19 protein-coding genes are annotated in these 26,206 nt (G+C 49.1%); 16 read left to right on the forward strand and 3 right to left on the reverse strand.

The genetic code is table 11. The features are described from left to right. Positions 1-119 precede the first annotated feature (119 nt). The 7 genes from MKY82_RS06000 to MKY82_RS06030 all read left to right on the forward strand — a co-directional run bounded on the left by MKY82_RS06000 (position 120) and on the right by MKY82_RS06030 (position 6,931). The gene (locus tag MKY82_RS06000; protein ID WP_194545063.1) at positions 120-1,286 is read left to right on the forward strand and encodes a dicarboxylate/amino acid:cation symporter; all 1,167 of its coding nucleotides are present in this window, start codon (positions 120-122) and stop codon (positions 1,284-1,286) included. A 181-nt stretch (positions 1,287-1,467) separates the two neighbouring features. Further along, complete coding sequence (locus MKY82_RS06005; RefSeq protein ID WP_339295723.1) at positions 1,468-2,061, forward strand: TetR/AcrR family transcriptional regulator; 594 nt, start codon at positions 1,468-1,470, stop codon at positions 2,059-2,061. Between the two features lie 504 nt (positions 2,062-2,565). Further along, positions 2,566-3,816, forward strand: coding sequence for a WXG100 family type VII secretion target (locus MKY82_RS06010; protein ID WP_339222085.1), 1,251 nt, complete (start codon positions 2,566-2,568; stop codon positions 3,814-3,816). 1 nt (position 3,817) lies between these two features. Next, positions 3,818-4,303, forward strand: a complete 486-nt coding sequence (locus MKY82_RS06015) for a hypothetical protein (RefSeq protein WP_339222087.1) — start codon at positions 3,818-3,820, stop codon at positions 4,301-4,303. A 401-nt stretch (positions 4,304-4,704) separates the two neighbouring features. Next, the gene (locus MKY82_RS06020) at positions 4,705-5,109 is read left to right on the forward strand and encodes an Imm7 family immunity protein (RefSeq protein WP_194541182.1); all 405 of its coding nucleotides are present in this window, start codon (positions 4,705-4,707) and stop codon (positions 5,107-5,109) included. Between the two features lie 168 nt (positions 5,110-5,277). Continuing rightward, the gene (locus MKY82_RS06025; RefSeq protein WP_339295724.1) at positions 5,278-5,622 is read left to right on the forward strand and encodes a hypothetical protein; all 345 of its coding nucleotides are present in this window, start codon (positions 5,278-5,280) and stop codon (positions 5,620-5,622) included. A gap of 64 nt (positions 5,623-5,686) precedes the next feature. Further along, positions 5,687-6,931 (forward strand): DUF4073 domain-containing protein, encoded by a 1,245-nt coding sequence (locus MKY82_RS06030; protein WP_339295725.1) that lies wholly within the window; start codon positions 5,687-5,689, stop codon positions 6,929-6,931. Between the two features lie 65 nt (positions 6,932-6,996). Here the strand turns inward: MKY82_RS06030 and MKY82_RS06035 are convergent, their stop codons facing one another. Next, entirely contained in the window at positions 6,997-8,460 is a 1,464-nt protein-coding gene (locus MKY82_RS06035; protein WP_339296638.1) for an Msr family ABC-F type ribosomal protection protein, read from the reverse strand. Positions 8,461-8,582: 122 nt separating this feature from the next. Further along, positions 8,583-9,794 carry an MFS transporter gene (locus MKY82_RS06040; protein ID WP_339295726.1) on the reverse strand — a complete coding sequence of 404 codons (1,212 nt, stop codon included), beginning with the start codon at positions 9,792-9,794 and terminating at the stop codon, positions 8,583-8,585. Between the two features lie 525 nt (positions 9,795-10,319). Here MKY82_RS06040 and MKY82_RS06045 point away from each other — a divergent pair. From MKY82_RS06045 to MKY82_RS06080, 8 genes are all read left to right on the forward strand, one after another. Continuing rightward, on the forward strand, positions 10,320-10,940 hold the full coding sequence (locus tag MKY82_RS06045) for a hypothetical protein (RefSeq protein ID WP_339295727.1): 621 nt from the start codon (positions 10,320-10,322) through the stop codon (positions 10,938-10,940). A gap of 309 nt (positions 10,941-11,249) precedes the next feature. Continuing rightward, a complete protein-coding gene (locus MKY82_RS06050; RefSeq protein ID WP_339295728.1) occupies positions 11,250-13,070 on the forward strand; it encodes an alpha-L-fucosidase in 1,821 nt (606 codons plus the stop codon). Further along, positions 13,067-14,101: a glycoside hydrolase family protein gene (locus MKY82_RS06055; protein ID WP_339295729.1), complete on the forward strand. Its 1,035-nt coding sequence runs from the start codon at positions 13,067-13,069 to the stop codon at positions 14,099-14,101. Before MKY82_RS06050 ends, MKY82_RS06055 begins: the two co-directional genes overlap by 4 nt. A 400-nt stretch (positions 14,102-14,501) precedes the next feature. Then, positions 14,502-15,452, forward strand: a complete 951-nt coding sequence (locus MKY82_RS06060) for an ABC transporter permease subunit (protein WP_071221298.1) — start codon at positions 14,502-14,504, stop codon at positions 15,450-15,452. A 16-nt stretch (positions 15,453-15,468) separates the two neighbouring features. Continuing rightward, on the forward strand, positions 15,469-16,341 hold the full coding sequence (locus MKY82_RS06065) for a carbohydrate ABC transporter permease (RefSeq protein ID WP_220686376.1): 873 nt from the start codon (positions 15,469-15,471) through the stop codon (positions 16,339-16,341). 140 nt (positions 16,342-16,481) lie between these two features. Further along, entirely contained in the window at positions 16,482-18,062 is a 1,581-nt protein-coding gene (locus MKY82_RS06070; RefSeq protein WP_220686375.1) for an extracellular solute-binding protein, read from the forward strand. Between the two features lie 211 nt (positions 18,063-18,273). Continuing rightward, positions 18,274-19,299 (forward strand): response regulator, encoded by a 1,026-nt coding sequence (locus MKY82_RS06075; RefSeq protein WP_071221295.1) that lies wholly within the window; start codon positions 18,274-18,276, stop codon positions 19,297-19,299. Further along, a complete protein-coding gene (locus MKY82_RS06080) occupies positions 19,296-21,137 on the forward strand; it encodes a sensor histidine kinase (RefSeq protein ID WP_339295730.1) in 1,842 nt (613 codons plus the stop codon). Before MKY82_RS06075 ends, MKY82_RS06080 begins: the two co-directional genes overlap by 4 nt. A 105-nt stretch (positions 21,138-21,242) precedes the next feature. Here MKY82_RS06080 and MKY82_RS06085 read toward each other — a convergent pair whose 3' ends face one another. Further along, the gene (locus MKY82_RS06085) at positions 21,243-23,072 is read right to left on the reverse strand and encodes a glycoside hydrolase family 97 catalytic domain-containing protein (RefSeq protein WP_339295731.1); all 1,830 of its coding nucleotides are present in this window, start codon (positions 23,070-23,072) and stop codon (positions 21,243-21,245) included. A 286-nt stretch (positions 23,073-23,358) separates the two neighbouring features. On the opposite strand from MKY82_RS06085, the gene MKY82_RS06090 reads away from it, so the two are divergent. Beyond that, a complete protein-coding gene (locus MKY82_RS06090) occupies positions 23,359-26,139 on the forward strand; it encodes a discoidin domain-containing protein (RefSeq protein ID WP_339296639.1) in 2,781 nt (926 codons plus the stop codon). Positions 26,140-26,206: the final 67 nt, after the last annotated feature.

Below are 26,206 nucleotides of genomic sequence, written 5' to 3' on the forward strand. Positions count from 1 at the left end.
CATAATGACAATGATATCCAGAATATGATAAAGTTTGTTCGTTCCGTGTCCAATGGATTTTGTCCGTTTAGAGTGGACAATAAACGAAAATAACATCTGTGGGTGATAACAGCATGAACATGAAAAAACTTGGCTTACTTCCGAAAATCCTTATAGCCATTTTGCTCGGCATTGCGCTCGGATCGTTCTCACCGGAATGGCTGGTTGCCGGATTAGCTACCTTTAGCGGGTTATTTGGAAACTTTCTTGGGTTTGCCATACCTTTAATTATCATCGGATTCATTGCTCCCGGGATCGGGGAGCTGGGAAGAGGAGCCGGTCGCCTGCTGGGCGTAACCACGGGCCTTGCTTATCTCTCCACCATAATCGCGGGACTGCTGGCATTCTTGGCAGCGACGCTATTGTATCCGTATATGTTGGAGGTTGGCGGTCTGGTTAATTCCTACACCAATCCGGAAGAGGCGCTGCTGGAACCCTTTTTTAAAGTTGACATGCCGCCTGTATTCGGGGTGATGACTGCCCTGCTCCTTGCCTTTACACTGGGGCTGGGAGCGGCTGTAATCAAGGGGCAAGCCTTGCAGAAGGTCATGGTTGATTTCCGCGAGATTGTTGAGAAGCTGATTGCCTCGATCATCATTCCGCTGCTGCCATATCATATTCTCTGCGTGTTTGCTAACTTAACCTATGGCGGGCAAGTGACCATGATCCTGTCGGTATTCGCCAAAGTATTTATTATGATCATTGTCCTGCATGTGCTGTTCCTGATCATACAATACTTGGTTGCTGGTCAAGTCGCGCATAAGAATCCGTTTGCCATGCTGAAGAATATGCTGCCAGCTTATTTTACGGCGATAGGTACGCAGTCTTCTGCCGCTGCCATCCCGGTTACGCTGCGCCAAACCAAGCTGAACGGAGTCAGTGGGAAGGTCGCTGATTTTGTCATCCCGCTATGCGCAACTATTCATCTATCCGGCAGCACGATTACGCTGGTAAGCTGCTCGATGGCCGTCATGCTGCTGACAGGGATGCCGACATCCCTTGGCATGATGTTCCCTTTCATTCTGATGCTGGGCATTACGATGGTTGCTGCTCCCGGAGTTCCCGGAGGCGCCGTTATGGCGGCACTCGGCTTGTTGGAGTCCATGCTGGGCTTCGATACGACGCTAACGTCGCTCATGATCGCCCTCTATATTGCGCAAGACAGCTTCGGAACGGCTTGTAATGTAACCGGAGATGGAGCTATCGCCGTGATTACGGACCGCGTGAGCAAATCTGAGCCTGCGTGAATAACGTAAGCACGGATTACTACTTTACATCGCGAATGTATCAGAATCCAGCACCCTATATGAGTTCAGGAGAAGCCTGCCCATTCCTAAGAGATGGGCAGGCTTCTTATTGATTTTTTCTGTACGATCGTCCTAAAATATAATCATTAATACTAAAAATAAAATGGATGACCAAAAGGAAATGTCGTTTATTGAGAAGGCTCGCCGTGCGCAGATCGTGGCATGCGCGATCGAAACCATTGCCGAGGTCGGTTATGCCCAAGCTTCGATAGGTCAAATCGCCAAGCGTGCCAACGTTAGCAAAGGGGTGATTTCCTATCATTTTGCGGGCAAGGATGAGCTCCTGGAGCAGGTGGTGACGGAGTATTATATCGCCTATGAGTCCTTTATGCAGCCGATTCTGCGTAGCGAAGCTTCTCCCAGAAACAGGCTCAAGAAGTATATTGAAGCGAATTTGGAGTTTATCGCGGAGCATCGGAAGATGGTTTTTGCCGTTGTGGAAATCGTGACGGGCATGTGGACAAAGGAGGGGAAACCTCGTTTTTCGGCGGATATGGATGAAGGTGTGTTTCAACCAATCGAGGCGATTCTGCATGCAGGGGCGAAAGAAGGAACCTTTCGAGAATTCACCCCGTTATCCTCCCGAGTCATGGCGCTCGCTATCCGGCATGCCATCGATGGATTCAGCCTGGAATTGATTAGAAACCCCGATCTTCACATAAAGGCATATGTGGAGGAGCTGATTACGATCTTTGATCACGCCACGCGCAAATAAGAACGCTCCCAAGGAGGTGAAAGCATATTGATTTATTATGAGGTGGAATGCTTTTGCTGCAAGAAGACATTTCGGCTGTACGAAGGAAGCGTGGGATATAAAAATTTCAAGGAAAACCAGAAAGGGAAATATTCCTGCGAGTCATGCAATCACAGCGTACGGCTGGAGGCGATTTTTAATCTCCTTAGGAAATAAGAAGGAAGAAAAACAATAAAAAGATTAAGCTCGTGAACTGTTTGAATGGGGGGAGTCAAACGACGCCTACAGTTAGACGTACAGTGCGCAAGACTAGCGAGTGTCGGCTGAACCGACACTCTTTTTTGCATACTTTTGCAGATCTATGCATCGCTAGGGAATTTTCGACTGAGTCGTTACTCCACATAAAGAGTACCTGGAACCTTTTCTAAGTTATTTAAATTGAAGTGGAATGACTATCTAACAAATGACGAAGAGGTTGACCTATGTCTAAGATACTTGTACCTACTGATTGAGGTGCTGCAGGCAGTGTCGGATCAATTCGACAGGGCCTCTGATCAGCTGGAAGCGAACAAAAACACGCTGAATCAACAGATTCAGATGCTGACGTCGTGTTGGGATGGGACGACATGTTCGAGATTTTATTATGAGTTCGAGCAGGCTTATCGCGACATGAAATTGACGATCGAGCATATGCAGCTGACCAGTCAGGAATTGAAGAGAATTGCCTATAAATTCATGCAGGTGGACAATGAGCAGGGCCAATTAGATCCCAGATGTGCGGCTCCACAGATCTTAAACCCTGCAGGGACGAGCAATGTCCACTATGGTAAGGCCATTGAGGTAAAGTCGTTTGGTGACCAACTTAAAGATCTGGGTGATGAAGCCAAAGACTTCGCGAAAGGTGCGAAATCGGGGGCCGCCGAGATGTGGGGGGCGGTTGAAGATAAGACAAACGCCTTGGTCGAAGACCCGATCGGAACCGGTAAACAGATGGCTTACGATGTTACAATAGGGACTGCCGAGGAGGTCTTGAATACGACCATATGGGGTGCCAAAATGGCATTTGACGTTGGCGACACCCGAGAGAAATTCGATGAAAGGATACAGGCCGAGCAAGAGCGAATGAATGAGATGGGGAAATCAGCCTATCTAGGGCAGCAGGGAGCCATGGCTTTAGGCGCTTTTGCTCTTAACCGGATTGGGATAAAGAACATGCCCAATCTCATGCCTGATTCGGGGGGAGATGGGGGTAAGGGTCAGGGAGCTGACATTAAGGCCAATCCGAATGGTACTATAGTTAAGGATGGAAATAAAACGATATATACGAATCCAGCAGGTAATGAACTAACTTGGGTTGATCAACATCCCAAAAATATTAATCGTGATATTGATAATGCATTACAAAGTTCAAACGTGGGTAAAGCAACCGAAGCAAAGGTTGCGGATTTTGTAAGAAAAGAAGTCGAAGTAAAAGGATTTGGACAAAAAGTCTTAAAGGATAATGGTGAATCTGCTGGTGATTTAGATGTGGTTACTAATAATGCAATTATAGAAGTTAAGGCATCAATTAAATCAGTAAAAGAAGATCAATTTAATAAACTAATTGACGCTGGTCAAGATAACTTCTTTAATTCAGATCATAAAAAGGTTATTTTGTATATTGATAAGCCGATGAATAATCTTAGGCCAGAGCACAAGACCATGCTTGAAGAAATAGAATCTAAAGGTGTTATTATTGTTAATTCATTAGTTGATTTAAAGGAGGTTATAAAATAAAGTGGGAACTTCTGCTTCTATATTAATGAGCCCCCAAAAGTATACGCCTGATCGACTATTAGCGGATACTATAATTTCTGCTTATCATGCTGATGTCATGTTGAACTTTCATAATAGTAAAAATTATGCTAACAATGGGCAGCTGCTATCTACAACATTGAATATCAACGATAAAAATGTGCGAGATAATAATTACTCATTTATACTTTATGTGGACGCAATAGATAATCCCAACCTTAATTTTTTCTATTATGAAGATGTTGGTTTAGAACCTGATAAGAAGTTATATCAAGTTGGAACTATTGAAGAAATTTTCGGTGTTGAAGAATTAGTATTCCGATTTATATATGAATATCTTAAATTGAATCCTGATGATTATTTCTGGGTTGCTGAATATGATTGGGTTTATAGTTGGGGAGATATGCAAAAAATGAAATCACTACCATATGATCCTGATTGGTGTTATAAGAATCCTAATACGATATAGTCATTGGGGATTTTCTTGCGAAAGTTCATTTATAAAGAATAAGTTCGTGGATCGTGTTAATGGGAGATAAAAAAGTTTATTTGAGAATCTACAGTGTTATGAACATTGCGAGTACCGAGTGTCGGCTGAACCGACACTCTTTTTTGCATACTTTTGCAGATCTATGCATCGCTAGGGAATTTACGACTGAGTCGTTACTCCACATAAAGAGTACCTGGAACCTTTTCTAAGTTATTTAAATTGAAGTGGAATGACTATCTAACAAATGACGAAGAGGTTGACCTATGTCTAAGATACTTGTACCTACTGATTGAGGTGCTGCAGGCAGTGTCGGATCAATTCGACAGGGCTTCCGATCAGCTGGAAGCGAAGACTTTAAAACCATGTGAGGATGAAATGAAATGTATGAGTATCACGGATGGGCAACCATTAGAGAAAGTTCCTCATTTGAAGATGATGAGGAAAAGTACTCGTTCATTGTTCAAGATATTCGAAAGTATTTCGATGAGATAGAGTGGCCCTCCGGAGTATTGGATTTAAGAGCAGTAAATGGTGATTATCAAGTTTGGATAGCAGGCCTTAATAATCACAAACCTGTGACAAAGCATAATCCAATTGAGGTTTTAAGGAAGATTGGGGAGCTGGCTCCAGGATCATATGGTGTTCTGTATATAAGAGATAGTGACGATGCAGAACTTTTCAATGAATTCAAGGTCTACACTTTAATTCGCGGAGAAATCATGGAGCATAATGATCCTTTTCTATCCCCATTTATACCTAAAATAGAGGATGCTTACGAGGATTAACACAATTAAGGAATAGCTTCCAGATGACACGCTTTATGTATGATTTGAGGGAAAGTGATGTTGAAAGTATCCTGATTGGTGTTATACGAAGCAGATATAGTCTAAAATAAAGAAGTTGAAACTGTTGATCACACTGGAAAACCAATTGGTGAATTAGATGAGATAGACTTGAATAATGGTATTTTCTATGAAGATAAAGCAGCTAAGGGATTGGGTAAACCAACAAGAAGAATTGAAAATATTGCAGAAGCTGCAGCCACCAGAGCTAATAAAAATGGGGATCCGAACATACCAACACAGGATCGAATAAAAGATATTCGGACTTTCATCTTTAGACTTGATGGTAGGGATGGAATCGTTGTTTTTATAGGGGAGTACGATGCACAAACACATTCACATTCGAATGTGTTTTTTATTTTCTATAAATATGGTTGCAACTCTAGTTTATTTACATTTTTTTGTGCAATATTTACTCTAGGAGAATATTACCTTAATATTTCCGGTTTACTATAAAATAGGAACTTATAGCGTTTTGCGGACCATATTCTGAAAGTGACGATAACTAGGAGGAATCATAGTGAAGAAGCTACTACCAAGTATTATGGCAGCATCTATTGTTTTCAATGCAGGTGCTTTTTCAGGATCAGCTCAAGCAAAACTGGATGAACATCTATTCTCCAAAGATCCAGGTCTTACTTTTGATGTCATCAGTGACATTCAAGGGGATTACAATGACTTTAAGCATGTACTTAACGATATGAAACAGGTAAACCCTGCTTCGAAAGCATTAATCGTGAACGGTGATATTACGGACCGAGGTTGGGATTTTGAATATCATGCCGTACAACAGGTGTTAGATCATAATCCTCATCCAGAACATGTTTGGTACAGCATAGGAAATCATGAGTTTTATAAACCGAAATGGGCAACACCGAACAAATTAGCGCAAAACACGTGGCCGAATAATACGCCGGAATCCGAAATGCTCCAAAATTTTTATAACTTTACTGGCGAGGAGAAAGTCTACCATAAAAAAGAGTTAGACGGATATCCGTTCCTTTTCTTAGGAACCGAAAAATATATGCACTACCATGATGCGTCTTTGTGGGATGAGGTTTATCTTAGCGATGAGCAGCTTGATTGGTTAAAGCAGAATCTTGAGGAATATTCCAAGAACGATCCAAATAAACCGATCTTCCTCTTTAGTCATCATATCCTTAAGGACAGTATTTCAGGCTCCAATCAATCGCCGTATACAGGTGATTACTTAGACCAGGCTAAATTAGAAGCCATATTAAAGGACTATCCGCAAGTCATTCTTTTTACAAGCCACAGCCACTGGGATCTGAATCTTCCGGATTGGGCAGGTAAAAAGGTAGTAGAAGGTGGAGATCAACGTGGTTTTACTGTTGTGAACACAGCTGGGATTCAAGCGGGCTGGGCATCGGCAGGGCCTAATGGTGGTGAAGTGTCGACGGGCAATGATTTTAAACAGGGACTTCAGGTTGAAGTGAACGGAAATGATGTAAAGATCAAAGCGTATGATTATAAAACAGATAAAGTCATTAAAGAGCTGGGTGTGCATCATGGTACGGTTGCTCAATTACCACCTCATGTTAAAGCCGATGATGAAAAAAATGAACTCATTGGTGCTACCCAATACATGGAATACTCTGGGAATGGGAATGGGAATGGTCGCTGGGTTGACTATGATCCTAAGAACCCTCCGAAATTTGAAGGAAACCAAAATGTATTCGTTCGCCATAAAGGTGAAATGAACCTGGAAGATGGATTATCTAAAAAGGTGACTTTCAAAAAATAATGTTGAAAAGAAAGAACAGAGCGTTGATTCTATCAACGCTCTGTTCTTTGGGTACACCAATGTCGTTAAGCCCTCTGAATGATTTTTTTATCCTCGATTTCATATACGGTATCGGCTACATTCTCTATCAAACGGATATCGTGCGATATGAAAATGATCGTTCCAGCATAGTTCTTCATCAATTGTTCCAGCGCTTCCACTGCAGGGAGATCCAGAAAATTGCTGGGTTCATCCATCAACAGGATGTTATATCTCCCTAACAACAGTTTGGCAAGCTGCAATTTCATGAGTTCTCCGCCGCTTAAAACGGATAAATCCTTGCGAACATCTTGCTGAGAAAATCCCATGGATGCCAAGACAGCGCGAATTTCCGATACCTCATAATCACAGTTTTCTAACATGAACTCCATAACACCCTGATCACGGTCAAACTTGTAACCCGTTTGGGCAAAATAGCCGATTTCCGCTTTAGGGGATACGGAAATACCATGCTCACGGTGGAGAATCATCTTGAAGAGCGTCGTTTTACCTGATCCGTTCGCGCCGGTGATCACGATCTTGGCACCTAATGGAAACTGGAAGGAAGCCTTCTCGAATATCGCCTTGCCCTCAAACTGTTTGCAAATCTCTTTCCCGGTGATCGGAAACGGATGATGAAGCTCTAAAGCTTTGCTTTGCCGAAAACGGATGGATCGCATGGCTTCAGGAGGTTTCACATCACCGAGCGCTTCGATTCGGTGCTCCATATGTTTAGCGGCATTATGGAGCTTTTTTTGTTTGCTGCCCGTTGATTTTTGATGAGCCAGGCGACCGCCGTTATCGGAGCTGTTTTTTCGCGATGCGCCCTTGGCCTTTTGATCCACCTTCCGAGCTTGATTGTGCTTTTCAGTAATGGCTTTCTCTAGCCGCTCCCGTTCAGCAGTAAACTGCTTATATTTTGCAGCCTGGCTATGCCGTTCCTCTTCCTTCTGGCGCAGGTAATCGGAATATCCGCCCCAGTACTCCGTGATTTTCCCCTCATTCAACTCCCAGATCTTATCAACGACTTGGTCAAGGAAATAACGGTCGTGACTGATGATGAGTAATGCGCCCGAATAATATTTAAGCTGGTGGATCAAAAAGTCTATGCCATCTCGATCCAGGTGACACGTCGGTTCATCGGCAAAGATTCCGTGCACCTCACCGGACAGGGCCTGTGCTATTTTTAGCCGTGTTTCTTCACCGCCGCTCATATTCTCCGCTTCGAAGCTTTCAATTCCCAGCTTGCCGATTAAAGCGTAGTCCTTGATCTCTTGCACCATGACATCATCCAACTGGGGAATATAACTGAAGTTGCCTTCCCGAATAAGTTTACCGTGGGACAAAGGAATTTCCCCCAGCAGCACTTTTAGCAGTGTGCTTTTTCCTGCTCCGTTCGCGCCAACCAGACCGATTCGGTCATAGTCGTAAAGCTCCAGTTCGTCAATGTCCAGAACATCGCGCCCCGAATATTCCACCAAAATATCTTTTGCTTTTATCAATAATTCCATCATTATTGCCTCCTTCAAAAATCGCAGTTTTCTGTTCGCAGGATCGCCTGCGATTGAAGAAGAGAGGTTTAAATAAAGAAGTACCAATGCATGGATCTCATAAGAATTGCCCCTTTTCATATTTACTTGTCTAAATTTCGGATAGACGGAAGCAGCACGCATAGAACTGCAATTCCTATGGTGCACACCCCAGATAACATAAACCACGTATGAATTCCAATTCGATCTGCAAAAATACCCGACACGATTAATCCGATCGGCATGGCGAAGGACATCATGCTGCCCAATAAGCCGAATACACGCCCTAAATACTCAGGTTGAATTTTCTCTTGGATCAGAGCCATCTGTACACCATTGTAAAATGGACTTGAAAAGCCCATCAACGCACTGCACAGAACGAAGATCAGGAAGCCGTGGATCGGCAGCAGGCCGGATATGAACAAAGCAATTCCCATCAACGATATGGAAAAAATGATGCTCATCGCTCGGTTCTTGAAGCCGCCCCACACACTAAGCAACAAGCTGCCAATCAACATTCCAGCGGCAAAGACGATTTCTACGATCGAAGCGTGGGTTGCCGTCCCTCCAAAATAACTCATGCTCATTAAGGGAAACAATGCGTTGATTGGCATGAAGACAAACATATATAGCGCACCAATCCATAGCAATGAAAATAACCCCTTAGATTCCCGGAAAATACGAAATCCTTCTTTTGCTTCCTCGAAAAACTTCCCTTTCACATCTTCGACCAGCCTAACTTGCTTCGGAATAGCAATCATCGCCACAGTGATGCTGGCAATCACTGCACCCAATACATCCATGGCAATAATGGCGTTTAATTCCCATGTTGCATATAGGAAAGCTCCAATAGCTGGGCTCAGAATATAACTTACAGATTGTACCGATTGGCTGTAACCAGCGCATTTCGTTAATTGATCTTCCGGTACCAGTAAAGGCGTTACGGCACTCAAAGCAGGCGTGTGAAAAGCCGTTCCGATACTACGGACAAACAATACGATCATCACGACCCATACCGGCAGCTCGATGAAGAGTGCGACCATGGCCAAGGCAGCACCAGCGGCTGCAACCATGAGGTCTGCACCGATCATAACCATTTTTCGATTCCAACGGTCAACCAAAACACCGATCATGGTTCCCAACACGGCCTGAGGTAAAAAACCAACCATGGTCGCCATGGAGAGCACCATAGCTGATCCTGTAGTCTCGGTTAGGTGCCAAATGATGGCCATTTGAAGGACGGCACTCGTAATTAGTGAAACCGCCTGACCTGTCCATATCGTAAAGAAATTTCGCTTCCAATTTTGTTGTATCATGTCTATACTCCCTGTATTTTTTATTGTCCGGCTGTTTTTGGCAATAAAAAATACAGATCCGAGTCCACAACGGGGCTTAAATCTGCATGGATAATGAGAGAGAAGATGGCGATATAAAGGCATAGCAAAAAAAAGCTATCCGGATCGCGATCTATGTCTACATACGCAGGAAATAAGCAGCTCAAAAAAAGCCCACATTTGTGGTTGGAAAATCCGCTTTTTTATTGCCAGCTTATCTTATACGCATGGAATGTAACATAGATAACGAGCCTCCTCATAAATGATACGTTGAATGATAACATTGGCTGCCACACCTGTCAATAAAATAGTTGTAAAGGGAAGACCGGATATTCCAATCCAAATTGATGTTGATTTTACAGCACTCCAAAGACGATCATTACCCCTAAAACCCCCACGTTCTCCCAGCTCCCCCCATCGTAAAACGATCACAAAAAAGGCCAACCAGAAGATTCTGGCTAACCTGATGCTACGAAAACTCCCGTAAATCAGGAGTTAATTATCATATTGAATGCCGACTCAAAAGCTGTCTGTGATGAGCGTGGCGATTATGAGCAGGCATTACGATATGTGGCGTTATATTCTGACTTGAGCTGGGTTAAAGAGGTCTCGGAAGAGGCACTTGCAATTAAGGAAAATTTTAAAATGTGGGCTATAGCAAATACATATTTATATAAGGTAATGATGGGTGATTTTGAAATTATTGATGAATATGTGGAATTTATTGAAACGAAAGAAGATGAGATTTTGCCTGCGTTAACCAAGATTGTTCAAGCTGCTAATCGTTTTCAATTCAATATAGATCATGTTCTACTAAAGTTTGAAGATCATATTTCGTCATTAAATCAAAAGGACAACGGCACATATAATTATTTAGTAAGGGCAGAGCGATATGTGCGATTTCAGGCTGAATTGTCACGTTATTATTTTATAAAAGGAAGATATGATGAGGGAGCTAAAACTGCTTTGGATGGGCTTGCGTCCGCTATTGAAATTCGCAATGAAAACGCGACACTGCAATGTGTAAAATTATTTGAACAGTTCAGACATGGAGTATCTGATGCAGCTCAGCAACGATACAATGATTTATGGGAACAGTTGGAGTACCGTGGCCTTTACGGTTGGTAATTCCCATGAGGTAATTTGGTGGGTATAGTAGAGTCCTTGGACTAAAAGCACATTAATGGATGATAATAAAAACCAAGCATTCACAGGGATTGTCCCTAAATGCTTGGTTTTTTTCTGTTCATTGCTTCAGCGGCTTCTCCAACTGTTCTTGCACCCAGATATGATCATATTCATGGGTCCAGGTTGCCCCGCCCACCTCAACAAAACACAACCCCAACCCAAAAAAACAAAGAGGCTGTCATGGTATAACTTCTATAATGGAGGTTATTAGACGGTTGGGCCGATGGCCGGCCAGCGAGGAGGGCGTGTATGAAGCGGGACGAATACATGGATGGGGCCGGTTTGGTGCAGGAAAGGTCCAATGTTCTCGCAAGCAATAAGCTGCAAAATGATCATGATCGTAACCGTCGGATAGCCTGGTGGCGGGAAGCTCGCTTTGGGCTGTTCGTGCATTGGGGGCCTTATTCGATGCTGGGCGGGAAGTGGAACGGCCAACGGGTGGATGCAAATTATGCGGAGCATATCCAGTTAAGGGGAAAGATTCCGGTGGCCGAGTATGCGGAGGCAGCGGCCGGGATGAACCCGGAGGCTTTTGATGCGCATGAATGGGCAGCGCTGGCCAAGCGGTCCGGGGCAAAATATATGATCGTGACGGCGAAGCATCATGATGGGTTTGCGATGTACGATTCCAAGGTCAGCGAGTATTCGATTACTCGCCACGCTCATTTTCCAAGGGATCCGATCAAGGAGCTGGCAGAGGCCTGCGAAGCGGAGGGGATTCGCCTTGGAATCTACTATTCCCATGCCATGGATTGGCATCATCCCGATTCACAGGGGAACACGCTGGATTACCCGGATAACATCGGCGCGTGGGATCCGCTGGAGGATTTGCTCGAAGATGAAGATAAGCGGCGACGCTTTGAGCGTTACCTTCACGAGAAAGCTCTTCCTCAAGTAGAGGAGCTGCTGACCGACTACGGTCCGATTGGTTTGATGTGGTTTGATTGCGGTCATAAGATCAGCGACGAACATGCCGTGTGGTTCCATGATCGGGTACGCCGGCTGCAGCCGGATTGCTTGATTAACAAGCGGCTGCGGGATGACCGGTTTGCGGATTACGGCAATCCGCATGATAACCAGCTCCGGTTCCATCCGGTGCAGTCGGACTGGGAATCGATTCATACGCTGAATGATTCCTGGGGGTTCCGTTATGACGATGCCAACTGGAAGAGTCCGGATGAACTGATCGAACAGCTGCTGCGCGTGGCAGCTGCGAACGGCAATCTGGTACTGAATATCGGGCCGCTCGGAAGCGGAGCGATTGACGGTACGTCGAGACGCCTGCTGGAGACGGTGGGCAGCTTTCTGGAGCGGAACGGCGAAGCGATATACGGCACGAGCGGCAGTCCGATCGGTAAGCCGCAGTGGGGTTATTGTACATGGAAGCCGGATGAGAATCTCTTGTACCTGCTGGTGAGAGAATGGCCGCAGGATGGTTTACTGGTACTGCCCGGTATCGCTAGCGGAGTTCAATATGCGAGCCCTATCGGAACGAGAGCGAAGGAGGACAACCTGCCGATTCGACAGCTTGGGACATGGGATTGGCAGATTGATGTGCGTTCGGTACCTCAGGACGCCTATGCGACGGTGATCAAGCTGAGGCTGGATGGAGCGTTGGAGACGAATCTCACTCCAAGGTTTATATCCCAGATGGCGAATACGTTCTGGGCTTATGATGGTGTTATCGAGGGCGATGGTCTGCGATACGATAACGGAAAATGTGGTCATGACGGCGTTACCGGCTGGACCACACCTTCTGCGGCTGTTCTATGGACGTTTCGATCGGAGGAAGAGACACCGATTCTCTGCCGGGTCATGGTCACTTATTCTGCAGGAGCCGATCAGGCGGGTGGACGGTTTGAATTGTCCCTGGATGAACGGAAGCTCGCTTATACCGTTTGCGATACGGGTGGCGACGGATGCTGGGGAGAATTTGAAATGGGTCAACTGGCCATTCTCTCGGCAGGCGTACACCGTCTTGAAGTACGGGGGCTATCGCTGGTATCGGATTCCTTAATGAATTTGCGCAAGGTTACGCTACTACCCGTGAAGAGGAGTGAGGATTCATGAACATCGTATTTGCTCCTGCACCGGTTGCAGGAGGCTTTCGAATGCCGGGTTATTGGATATGGTGCGGCAGCGTCATCAAGGGTGAGGACGGACGGTACCATATGTTTGCTTCACGCTGGCCGAAATCCTTGCCCATGCATCCCGGCTGGCTTGCGGCCTCGGAGATCGTCCGTGCGGTCTCCGACCATCCTGCCGGACCGTATGTATACGAGGAGACGGTGCTCGGGGCCAGATCGCCGGCCTATTGGGACGGATGCAGCGTGCACAACCCACATATCGTGAAGGTTGAGGGCTCGTACGTGCTCTATTATATGGGCACGACGTTTCCGTTTCCGCTGCCTGAAGAAGGGGTGCCGCTGCTTCCGAATGATCCGCTCGTCGTGGTTGCCAGGGCCAACAAACGGATCGGCGTGGCGACTGCCCCTTCCGTAACCGGCCCGTGGACTCGAAGGGATCATCCGGTTCTGCTGCCCCGCCCGAATTATTTTGACAGCTTCTTGGTGTCTAATCCGGCCCCCTGTCTTCATGAGGATGGTTCGGTGAAGCTCATCTATAAATCCCGTCCCTATGAAGGGCATTCCTATGGCAACATGCAGCTGGGTTTGGCCTGCTCGGAATCGGTATACGGGCCTTTCGCTCGCCAGCCTGAACCGCTGTTTCCCCCAGCCATTCATATTGAAGATCCCTTCGTTTGGCGCACGGCTCGCGGGTACGAGATGATTGCCAAGGACATGGACGGCTCTATCTGCGGAGAGCGTTATAGCGGAGTCCACGCTTGGTCGGCGAACGGGGAACAGTGGGAGATGACAACCCAACCAGGAGAACCGGTTTACTCTCGCAGAGTACGGTGGGATGATGGCACGGAACGGCTAATGGGTAACCTCGAACGACCGTTTTTACTCATGGAGGACGGTCGTCCAGCCTGGATGTTTGCCGCGACCTCGGACGGAACCAACGGATTTCACGACTGTACGGAGACCTGGAATATGGCGATTCCAATTCGGGAAATCGTGGAGAACGACGACGAGTAAGAGCGAAACGTATCCGAAACGGGGCATCACATAAAAAGATCCTGAAGCGGATGTATTCTTGTATCCCATGAATCGCTATTTAGGGGGAATTATAAACTTAAATATATAGGCGCGATCCATATTGTTGGGGAAGCCCCGATCATTGGAAGCATGCGCGGTGCAGCGGCCATGCCCGTGTACGGCTGCGTGTACACCCCTTGCAAGCCCTACTGCTTAACATGGCGGGTTTAGACATAGACCATGTTAAGCAGCAGGGCTTTTTTCTCTATTTCCGCCCCGCTACCCGCGATCACCTAACACAATCGTAAAAAAACACATCGACAAACAAATGCCGCCATTGTTGGTATGGGCCTCCGCTTATACGATGAATACGAAGGAAAACTTACAACGGGAGGTCCTTATGGCGAACATCAACCCAAGCACGCGGCTAACACCGTCAGCGCGGAGCCGGGAATGGTTATCCAGCTTTCGCAAGTACAAGGCGATATACCTCATCTCGATTCCGGGCATCCTCTATTTTCTGGTATTTAAATATGTCCCTTTATTCGGCAGCGCCATGGCATTTCAGGAGTACAACTTATTCAAAGGCATATGGGAAAGCCCATGGGTGGGGCTGGATCAGTTCTACCGAATGTTTCAGTACGAGGAGTTTCTGCGGATCTTCTGGAACACCCTGCTGATCGGGATGTACAGCATTGTATTTGCGTTTCCGGTACCGATCCTTCTGGCCTTGCTGTTAAACGAGATTCGTCTTGTCCTGTACAAGCGGGTGCTGCAGACGGTCATTTACATGCCCCACTTTCTGTCCTGGGTCATTATCGGGGGGATTGCGGTAGGCATTCTGTCTCCGACCACGGGGATCATTAATCAGATTCTGATGTGGGTGGGACTCGAACCGATTTACTTCCTTGGCGAGGAAAGCTATATTCGCAGCATTCTGATCGGATCCGGCATTTGGAAGGAAGCTGGCTGGGGAACGATTATTTATTTGGCGGCGCTGGCCGGGATCAACCCGGATCTGTATGAAGCTGCACGCGTAGATGGTGCGAACCGGTGGCGCCAGACTCTGGCGATAACGATTCCGTCGATTCTGCCCACGATTATGATTCTGTTCCTGCTGAACATCGGCAATTTCCTCGATTTCGGGTTTGAGCGCGTGTTTGTGTTCCTGAATGCCTTGAACGAGAATAAAGGCGACATTCTGGATACGTACATTTACCGCGTTGGTCTTCTCGGACAGCAGTACAGCTACACCACGGCCATCGGCCTGTTCAAATCTCTCATCGGGCTGCTGCTCATCGTGGGCGGTAACGCCATAAGCCGCAAAACGACCGGAAATTCCTTATACTAGGCAGGTGACCGAAAACATGATAAAACGATCAAAAGGCGAATCCGTATTCGAAATTTTCAACTATATCTTTCTGGCGGTTGTGTCGGCTGCCATGATATTCCCAATCCTGCACGTTGCGGCGCAATCGCTCAGCAGCGATGTGGCCATTTCGCGGGGAGACGTCGGCCTGTGGCCGGTTGAGTTCACCCTGTCCAACTACGCGATTGTCTTGAACGATACTTCCGTATGGCGTTCTTTTATGATCAGCGTATTCGTGACCGTCGTGGGGACCGGGATCAACCTGATCGCAACGGCCTCGCTGGCCTATCCGCTGTCGCGCAATGAATATCGGGGACGAAAAGTCATCCTTATGCTCGTGTTGGTTACTTTTATTTTCAGTGCGCCCCTGATTCCGAATTATCTGCTCATTAAATCGCTGAACATGCTGGATACGGTATGGGCCCTGATCATTCCGGGCGCGATCAGCGCGTACAACCTGTTCATCATGCGCTCGTTCTTCATGAATCTGCCGAACGAAATTATTGATTCGGCCCGGATCGACGGGTGCGGGGAGCTGCGGATCATATCGAGCATTGTGCTGCCTTTGTCCAAGCCGGTCATGGCGACGATGGGGTTGTTTTACGCCGTTGCGCATTGGAATTCGTACTCGTCGGCTCTATACTATATCAATAGCCGTCAGCTGTTTCCGCTCCAGGTTCGTCTGAGGGAGATCGTCATAACCGATCAGATGGGAGAGATGGACACCACGTTTGAAAATCTGGCGAATATGTCCCCGGAGGGCATCAAGATGGCCACGATTGTGATCGCTACGCTGCCGATCATCCTGGTTTACCCGTTCCTGCAGAAATATTTTATTAAGGGCATGCTCATCGGTTCGATCAAATCTTGATCGTAAAAGAACACAATCCCATAATAAGAACGCCAATACTGCATATGAGGGTTATGAGCTACGATGAAATGGATTTAACGAAAGCGCTTACCTCATGAATGAGCCACTTGTCTATTTTTCGTGAAAAAGGGGAGAGGTTGATGAAAAAAAGTTGGACGGTCTTACTGATCAGCGTCATGGTGATGTCACTGCTCGCGGGGTGCGGGGGAAAAGCGGAAGAGGGAGCTGTCAGTCCCAAGCCGGAAGAAACGAAGCAAGGCACAGACTCCAGCAAGCTGGCCTTCTCGATTTCTTTTTCCACGGGCGGCAACACCTACATCGAATCGTCACCCGATATCAATAAGGACAAATGGGTGCTGAAGCTGGAGGAGATGACGAACACGGATCTCGATATTCGCTTGATGTCCCACAAGGAATTTGATCAGAAGATGAGTCTGATGTTTGCAGGCAACGAAATCCCGGACGTTGTGGGCAATATGCGGGGAGGTCCAACGACAGGGTCCATGTCAGGCTCGGTGGAAGCCGGGGTGTTCATGCCGCTGGATGACCTCCTTAAGGAGCATGCTCCGAACTTGATGAAAATGGTCACTCCGGCAGCGTGGGAGGAAGTATCCTATAACGGCAAAATCTACGGCATCCCGGCCTGGCTGGAAAATCCGTCCCGCCGTGCCACTTTCATTCGCACGGATCTGATGGAGAAGGCCGGCATCAAGGAAGCGCCTAAAACCGTGGAAGAGTACCTGGATATGCTGCGTGCCTTTAAGAAGCTGGGTGTAGAGCACCCATACCAGTACCGTGAGGGCTTTAAATATGCGGATACTTTCCTTGGGGCATACGATGTGCTGCCGTTCCAGTTCATGGAGCTGAATGGGGAGGTCGTACCGAAGTTCTTCGATGTTGAGAACATGACTAAGGCGCTTCAGACGTATAAGACGATGTACGATGAGGGTCTAATCCCGAAGGATTTCGCTTCGCTCTCTCAGGAGGATTACGGACGCAATATCAATGCCGGCAAATCCGGGATGTGGGCCTCCAACGGCGAGGGACTGATCGGGTTCCGCACCAAGCTGAAGGAAGTGGATCCTTCGATGAAGGTGGATATTTACCCGTCCCCGACCGGACCGGACGGCAAGGGCGGACTCGGCTTATACAGCTCGGTATCGACCACGTATTATATCAATAACAAGGTTGGAAAAGAGAAGGCCATCGAAATCATTAAATTCCTGGATTGGATGCTGACGGAGGAAGCCGATATGTTCTTCTCCTTCGGGATTGAGGGCGAGAATTACACGATGGAGAACGGGAATGTCAACTATAAGTGGCCTGTGACCAAACAAGAGGTCGATGAGGCGGGCTTCCGGGCCAACCAGCTGTGGTTCGTTCATGAGCTGACTTACAACAAGAAGCAGACGGCCCTTACCGAGGATGGTCAGGACGTGATCAAGGCATTCAGCGATGTGCTGGGCAATGAAGGCCGCGGCGGCATTACGTTCATGGCCAATCTGAACAGCTTCTCCAAGTTCCCGGATTTGGCTTCGACCGGTGATACGGGACCTAAATTCATCCTGGACAGCATGGTGAAGATGATTTACGGCAAACAGCCGATCTCCGATTGGCCGAAGGTGCTGGAGGAATACCGGGCCAAGGGCGGGGATGAGATCATCAAGGAAGCGACGGAGCGCTGGAAGAACAAAGAGAATGTGGTAGACCGTACGAGATAACATCCAAGATAGGAAGCAGGGCATCTCCTGTTTGTCCCTTAAATCGTGTACAATAGATCCAATATGTAAGCGTTTAAACAAAAATGAGCGAAGGATGAAAAATCAAGGTATCCGCCGGTCTTACCATCACAGGTATCCGCCGCGGATACCTTATTGTTCCATTGATGTTTGCCTCATACTTATTCTTTTACATACAGGAGGCTAAAATGATATGCGGTTGCTTATTGCTGACGACGAACCTGTAATCCGAAGAGGGCTGGTCAAGATGGCGGAGACCTACCGTCTGCAGTTTGATGCCATCGACACGGCCGTGAACGGTGAGCATGCGCTCTCCCTCATCAAGGAATTCGAGCCGGATGTACTGCTTACCGATATCCGCATGCCACGTATGGGCGGGTTGGAGCTGTGTCAGGAGCTTCATGAGCAGTACGGGCACATTCAAATAATCGTTATATCGGGTTATGGCGAATTCCAATATGCGCAGCAATGCCTGGCTTATGGGGTTAAGCATTATCTGCTAAAGCCGGTCACTGGCGTAGTGCTGCACCAAACGTTTGACGCGATTGTCAAACACCGCAATAAAGGTATTGTATCGCTGGCTTCCTATGTCGATTGGATTGAAAATATCGGGCAGGAGATCTGGATGCTGCAGACTGAACAGCTCGATCGGCTGTTGCTCGATTGGAGGGCGCATCTGCAGGCGGCGGGACTCAGTGTTCCACAGCTTCAGCAGCTGCTGGATGATGCGGTGGGCATGATTTTCCGTCGTCTCGTCTCGAAGGGGTACATGGAGGTTTCGGTAATTGAACCCATCGGTCACCACACGGTGCAGGAGCAGCTGTTGAACGAGTTCGAGCTGAGGGTCAAGCAGATGACCGCCGATCTGGTAACGCAGCGGTGGGGGAATTTCAAGAACCCGCTGGATGAAGTGAAATCGTATATCGACACGCATCTGTCCGAGGAGATCACCCTTGAGGAAGTGGCGGAAATGGCCGGTTATACGCCGACGTATTTTAGCGCGATGTTTAAGAAGATGACGGGCGATACCTTTGTAAGGTACCGGATTCACCGGCGAATGGAGCGGGCGAAGGAGTTGCTGGCCCTGCCGCATATGCGGATCATCGACGTGGCGGCAAATGTCGGTTACGAGGATTACCCCCATTTTACGAAAATGTTCAAGAAGGTAACGGGACATACGCCGACGGAATATCGGACGATGCTGGGCTTTAACGGATGAAAAATAAACTGTATCGCAAGTTGTTTCTGTACTTTGTATCCATCATTGTGCTGACTACCTTGTTGATCGGCATCGTTACCTACACGCGCTCATCAGCTGAGCTGGACCGCCAGCTGGACCGGCATATGTCGCAAATCGTACAGAATGCCTTGAACCATACCGATCTGTACATTAAATCCTACGACCGCACGATGATCTCCTTATTGACCAACCGGGAATTGAAGAAATTCGTGGATTTGCCTAACCCGGCGGACCATTACGAGTACTATCAAATCAGCTCGACGATCAAGGATACGGTATTCCGTCCCCTCATGGATCGGGGGCCCGAGCTTCTGACCATGTATCTCCTGTCTTACAACGGAAATGCCACGTACAGCTTCGGCTCTGATTTTACGGCCCCGGTATTCAGTGCAGAGGAGAAGGCGAAGCAGCTGACGGACCTCCGCAATACGACGAAGGATGAAAGCGGTCTCATGATTCATACGGAGAGCATTATACCAGGACGCAGCGGCAGCGTTGTACGCATGACGAGACTGATCAAGGGTCTATCCTCCACAGCGGAAAAAGGCGTGCTCGCCATGGAAGTGCGTTCTCAGGAGTTATCCTCCCTCTGGAAGGGAATTGATCTTGGCGAACGCGGATACTTCTATATCGCGGATGCCAGCGGCCAAGTAGTCTACCAGCCTGAGGGGCTGGTGCATAACGCCTCGTCTCCGGCCGAGGATCCGAAGCTGACTGCCGCCATTATGGGCGCAGACGAGGAATCCTTCAGATATACGACGGCTGATGGAGATCAGAGGGTGTTTATGACGCGGATGTCTCCCTATTCCGGATGGCGTCTGGTGGCTTCGATGCCGCTGGAGGAGTGGCGCAAGCCGATTGCCAGCATTCGTTCTACGGTCTGGACGATCGGCTTTATCAGCCTCATTGCCGCTTGCCTGCTTGCTTACCGCTTTACTCGGTCCATTACGCAGCCCATCCAGACGATTATCCGCGGGATGCGCCAGACGGAGCAGGGGCGGTGGATTCCCTTGGAGCTTCCTAAACGCGAGGACGAGCTGACGGAAATGATGCAGCGGTACAATCTGATGGTGACCCGGCTGTCGGAATTAATCGAGCGGGTATACGAGACCGAGCTGCAGCAGCAGAAAACGATTATCGAACGGCAGAAGGCCGAATTCCAGGCGCTTCAGCTCCAGATCAATCCGCATTTTATGTACAACACGCTGGAGACCATCGTATGTTATGCCGAGGTCGAAGGTTCATCGGAGATTACTGAAATGGTGTCCTCGCTTGGCTTTATGATGCGGTATTCCTTGCTGACGTCGCTGGAGGAAATCACGATCGCGAATGAGCTCAAGCATGTGTTGAACTACATGACGATCATGAAGCATCGGCACGGCCTGGAGTTCGATCTTCGGGTGGAGGTACCCCATGAGCTGCTTCTATATAAAATGGTGCGATTGACGCTCCAGCCCTTAATCGAAAATGCATTCCAGCATGCCTTTCCGGACGGAATCGAAGCATCGCAGTACATCATGATCTCTGCCGGATGCAATGATGATTCCTTCTGGGTCAGCGTGACGGATAACGGCATCGGCATGACGGATGAACAGCTGCGCGAGGTTGCGGCACGGCTGTCCTATGAGTACAACCACGTGAATCATGTGCCTGAATCCTCCCTGAACCTCAGTGGTACCGGAGGCATCGGCCTGCTGAATGTGCATCGGCGGATTCAGTTGGTATTCGGCGAGACCTACGGACTCCGCGTAACCTCGGCAGGCGAGGGAACGGGAACCACTATCCGCATGGTCATGCCACGTCCGCCGCGGGCATAATGCAAGGCCTGCTTCCGGATTGGAGGACAGGCCTTGCATTTGTGTAGAGATGTGAAAGGTTAACCTTCGGAGACTTATCCTCCTTATCTCCAAGAATGATTGGCTTTACTTGTTCTCCGCTTGCGGCGTGAGATGGATGGAAACGCCGCCGTACACATTGAGACGTATCTTGATGGTATCCTTGGCGCAGCACGTTTCCGTATGGACCTCAATGGGAGGAAGAATGGAACGATATCGATATTCGTCCGCTTCCGCCTGTTCCTGATAGATCACGGCTTGGTAGGCTTGGTTATCTTCAAGGAAATCCAGCGGGATCTGGACGTCTCGACCTCCTGCGGCGCAGATCGATGCGACAAACCATTCCACTCCAGAGCGTCTTGCTATCGTAACGAACCGGCCTGGATAACCTTCCAGCAGCCGAATCTCATCCCAGGCGGCTGGAACGGCGGCCAGAAGCGGTTTGCCGGGATGATCCGCGAAGACCGAGATCGCATCCGCATAATGCTGGATGCCGGATTCGAAGAGGATGGCCAGGGCCAGCTGCTGCCCTTGGGTCGTCGTGGTCCGCCTGCTGATCGTGACCGGCGTAAAATCCATGGACCCGATCACATTCCTCGTGAACGGCAGCGTACAGAGATGAGCCGCGTTAGGCCCTTCACTCTGCGCTCGGTAATATTCCGCACCGTAAACGCCTTCTCTTGTCATCACGTGAGGCCAAGTCCGATGCTCGCCGCTTGGTTTGGTCGATCCATGGAAATTGACCATCAGCCGATGCCTGCCAGCGGATTCGGCAATGGCATCATAGACCTGGAGCGTCTCCTGGTTGTCGCTGTCGAAGAAATCGACCTTGATGCCAACGGCGCCCCAGGATGCCCACAGGCGCAATTTCTCTTCACGGAGCTCCTTCGTATTCAGCCCTTTATAATGCGTCCACAGCCAGATGCCGACGCCACGCTGTTTCGCGTAAGCGATGAGCTGCGGCACGTCCAGCTTGCCTTCCCATCCGCCGTCCACGACGCTGTATTCCCATCCCATCTCGGCGGCAAAATCCACATGCTGTCGTTGAATATTCATATCGCCGCAGGAATCGCCTTCCGCGTACCAGGACCAGGCTGCTCGGCCCGGGGAGATCCAAGAGATATCTTGCAGGACGGACGGGGGGCATAGGTGAGTCGTTACCGAAGACGAGACCAGCTCCCCGAGCGATCCGATGATCATAACACGCCAGGGAGTCGAGAGTGGAAGCTGCGCAGCAATCGGCGTTTCCTGATCCGGGGCGTACGAGATGCGGAGCTTCCGGCCATCTTGCTCATCCGCTGCGAGATGACTGGCGCCATAACCGCCATCCACGGCAGCTTCTGTCAGCAGCAGCCATTGATCCTCTGCCGATTGGACCAGCAGCGGGAAACCAAAGTGTCCTCCCCGAAGATGCCCCGGCATGGCATGGTCATAGGTTCGTTCATAACACCGCATGAACGGCTGCGCCCAAACGTTGAGCATCCGGTCTTCCGGAAGATGGAATCCGGAGAGCTCGTTCTCGATGCGAATATCTCCTTCTCCGTGCAGCTCATACCGGTATGCAACGCCGTCTTGAAAAGCACGGAAACGAATCTTCACCTGATGATTCTCCACCGAAGTCAGCAGCAACATCTCGCTTGCTTCGTAAGACTGCGATTTTTGCTTGCCGGTCACAAGCTCGTAATGCTCCGTGATCGTGTTGTACTCAACCCCTTGAATGATGCCTTGCTGAAATTTGTATTTGTCGGTTATCAGTCCGAGCGGTGACTTCTCGAGAACCCGGAATTGCTTGTTCATAACCGTATAAAAGAGAGGGCTGTTATGTTCTTGTTCCAGTGTGATCTGCAGATTCCCGTCAGGCGAATGAAGCTGTGCGTGAAAGGGGGCTGACGGAGGCCGGGATAACTCATGATCCATAAACGAAACTCCTTCCTTGTCGCTGCAAGAATGTCGTATCCACTGCAGTTTCATTGTAACGGACACAGCGAAGCCTTAGCATACGGTTCCGTTCGCTCCGGGTTGTGTTTTCTTACGTTGTGTTACTCCATAAAAAAACACGGCCATTCCGCAAGTTACGGCATGGTCTGGCGGGCAGTCGCTGTTTTATCATGGAAGCATCATCAAAAGGTGTTTGATAGGAGGGAATCATGTAATCGCGGGTGGATCGTAATCACTACATATGACAAAGGATGGGTGATGATTGATGAGACAGGTACGCAAGCGTAACAGGCAGGCAAGAAGAGGAAGTTTCATACTGCTGCTGGGTATTCTTCTGTTTTCGTTCGGCAATCCGCCAATACAGGGGGAAACGGCTGTTCCGGATGCCATGGAGCGGGTCAACCTGGCTTTGAATAAGCAGGCGACGGCCAGTTCCGAGATCAGCGGGCGTGAAGCTGTGAAGGCCATTGACGGTAGTCGTGATACCTACTGGCAGCCGGCGAGCACAGACCGTGAGGACATGAGCGTACACATACAGGTGGACCTGGGAAGCGAGCAGTCCTTAAACCTGGTCGTCCTGGATTTGAACCGGGGAGATAATTTGGGAAGTATCGAGGTGGATTACTCCCGTGATGGTGAGTCCTGGACCAGAGCCTACACGAAGAACGGGGGTATTCGAGCGGACGGTCAGGAATCGATCACGTTTGATTCCGTAAGCGCTTCCCAAATTCGGTTATCGCTGCAGCTAAGCCGAAATCTTAATGTTCAGCTTAAGGAGTTGGAGCTTTATATGCAGGATGGAGATCAAGGAATCCCGTCCGATGTAACGGAGCTGGCCTTCGTGAAGCCGGATGGAACCCCTTATAACAACAATGATGAACTTACCTTGGACATAGGAGGTACATCTGTCGTGGAGGCGCGCGGCAAACAGGTGAACGGCGAGTGGATGACACTGCCTCAAGGCCAGGTACAATACCATGTAGTGGGAACCAGCGCTGCGGTTACTTCCGAAGGCTCGGTAACCGGTGTCAAGGTAGGCGCCACCCGGATGTATGCGGAAACCAGCATCAACGGCCAAGCGATGCGTACGCCGGATTTCTGGATTGTCGTGAAGGACGACCAGGAATTCCAGGATGCGAAATACATTGCTTTCAGTTCGTTCACGCATCCGTCATTGGTCCAAAAGATTGGCGAGGCGGCGATCTTGGGGGAGGGCAAGGAGCTGCCAGTTGTAACGATCGCTCCGAACTTGGATGGAACCGTATCCGCCAGATGGTTCAAGGACGGTCAATCCAGAGGCTCGCTGGGCACGAAGGCGCTGCAGGCAGGGGTAACGCAATCGTTAACGCTTCCGGGTGGGATGAAGGTGCCGGGCACGTACGAGGTGCGGATGACTTTCCAAGCCGCTGACGGGGAAACGTACTATGACAGCTTGTTTTATACCGTCATGCCCAAGAAGGGAATTCCTGATGGCCAGAGCCGAATCGCCTATACCGGAAAAGACGGAAGGATGGTGTACGTTCCCGATTATAAGGGGAACCGGATCATCGATTTCTCAAACGTCGGTTATTTGGGTGGCGGTATGAAACTGCCCGACGTTCAGGCGAGAATTGCCGTACAGCCAACCGGCGGAGACGATACGGCGATGCTGCAGGCGGCGATTGATGAGGTGTCCCGGATGCCGCGTGACGCGGATGGTTTCCGGGGGGCGGTGCTGCTGAAGAAGGGCACATATTTGGTCGGCGGTTCCCTGAACATTCAGGCCAGCGGGGTCGTGCTCCGGGGTGAAGGCAAGAGCGAGGACGGCACCATCATCCGCGGCACGGGAACAACGGCGAGAAACTTGATTGTCGTGGGCGGAACGAATGGTGCGGCAATTGTTGACGGGACGGAGACGGACATCCAGGATCTGTACGTTCCGGCAGGATCGCGATCATTCCATGTGCAGAATGCCTCCGGTTATCAGGTTGGCGATTCTGTCATTGTACGAAGAATCGGCAATGATCGCTGGATTCATGAGATCGGCATGGACCATATTTACATGCGGCCAAGGACCGGGGGAACGCAGCAGTGGTCCCCGTTCAATCTGGATTTTGATCGCGTCATTACGGCCATTGACGGCAACCGGATTACGGTGGATGCTCCATTAGCGAATGCCATTGAACGTCAATGGGGCGGAGGCAAGCTGTTCAAGGCGACGGATGAGTCACGAATCGAACAGGTTGGGATTGAGAACATGCGAGCCATATCCGATTTTGATCCGAGCAAGACCGATACCAAGATGGATAACGATGTTCTGGATACCCCGTATTATTCCGATGAGGCGCATGCGGAACGATTCATTATGATGAACAGCGTGAAGAATGCCTGGGTGCGCGAGGTGGACGGCTACCATTTCTCCTACGCCTTGGTGCAGGTAGGACGGCAGGCCAAGTGGGTCACCGTGCAGGACAGCGAAATGTACGATATGGTCAGCGTGATTACCGGCGGTCGTCGTTACAGCTTTTTCATCCAGGGGCAACTAAATCTGGTGCAGCGCAATTATACGGAAACTTCACGTCATGCTTATGTTATTGAGAGCCGCGTACAAGGACCGAATGTCATGTACGACAATAAGGCCACTCGCGAATACAATACAAGCGAGCCGCATCATCGCTGGTCCACGGGCGGCCTGTACGACAACGTCAGTGCGCGTATCAGCGTCCGCGACCGCGGCTGGCTGGGCAGCGGACATGGCTGGGCGGGAGCGAATTACGTCATGTGGAATACCGAAGGCGGGCTGGTTGCCCAGAAGCCCCCAACGGCACAAAACTATGTCATCGGCCATATCCCGACCGAAGACGGTCTGAATGTGAAACCGCTCGTTCCGAATGATTATGATTCAAGACCGCGCGAGGACGGCTATTGGGAATACGCTGACCGGCATGTAGCGCTTCAGAGTTTATTCGTCCAGCAGTTGAAGGATCGCCTGGGGCAGCAAGCAGTGGATAATTTGGCACGTACGCCTGTGGGCGGCGGTTCGTTAGATATACCAGAGCAGCCATAATTATATGGAGCGAACAGGGGATTATCAGGGGAAACGCTGATCATCCCCTTCTTCGCGAAGAAGGGGA

Source organism: Paenibacillus sp. FSL W7-1279 (assembly GCF_037969845.1).
GTDB lineage: Bacteria > Bacillota > Bacilli > Paenibacillales > Paenibacillaceae > Paenibacillus_AQ.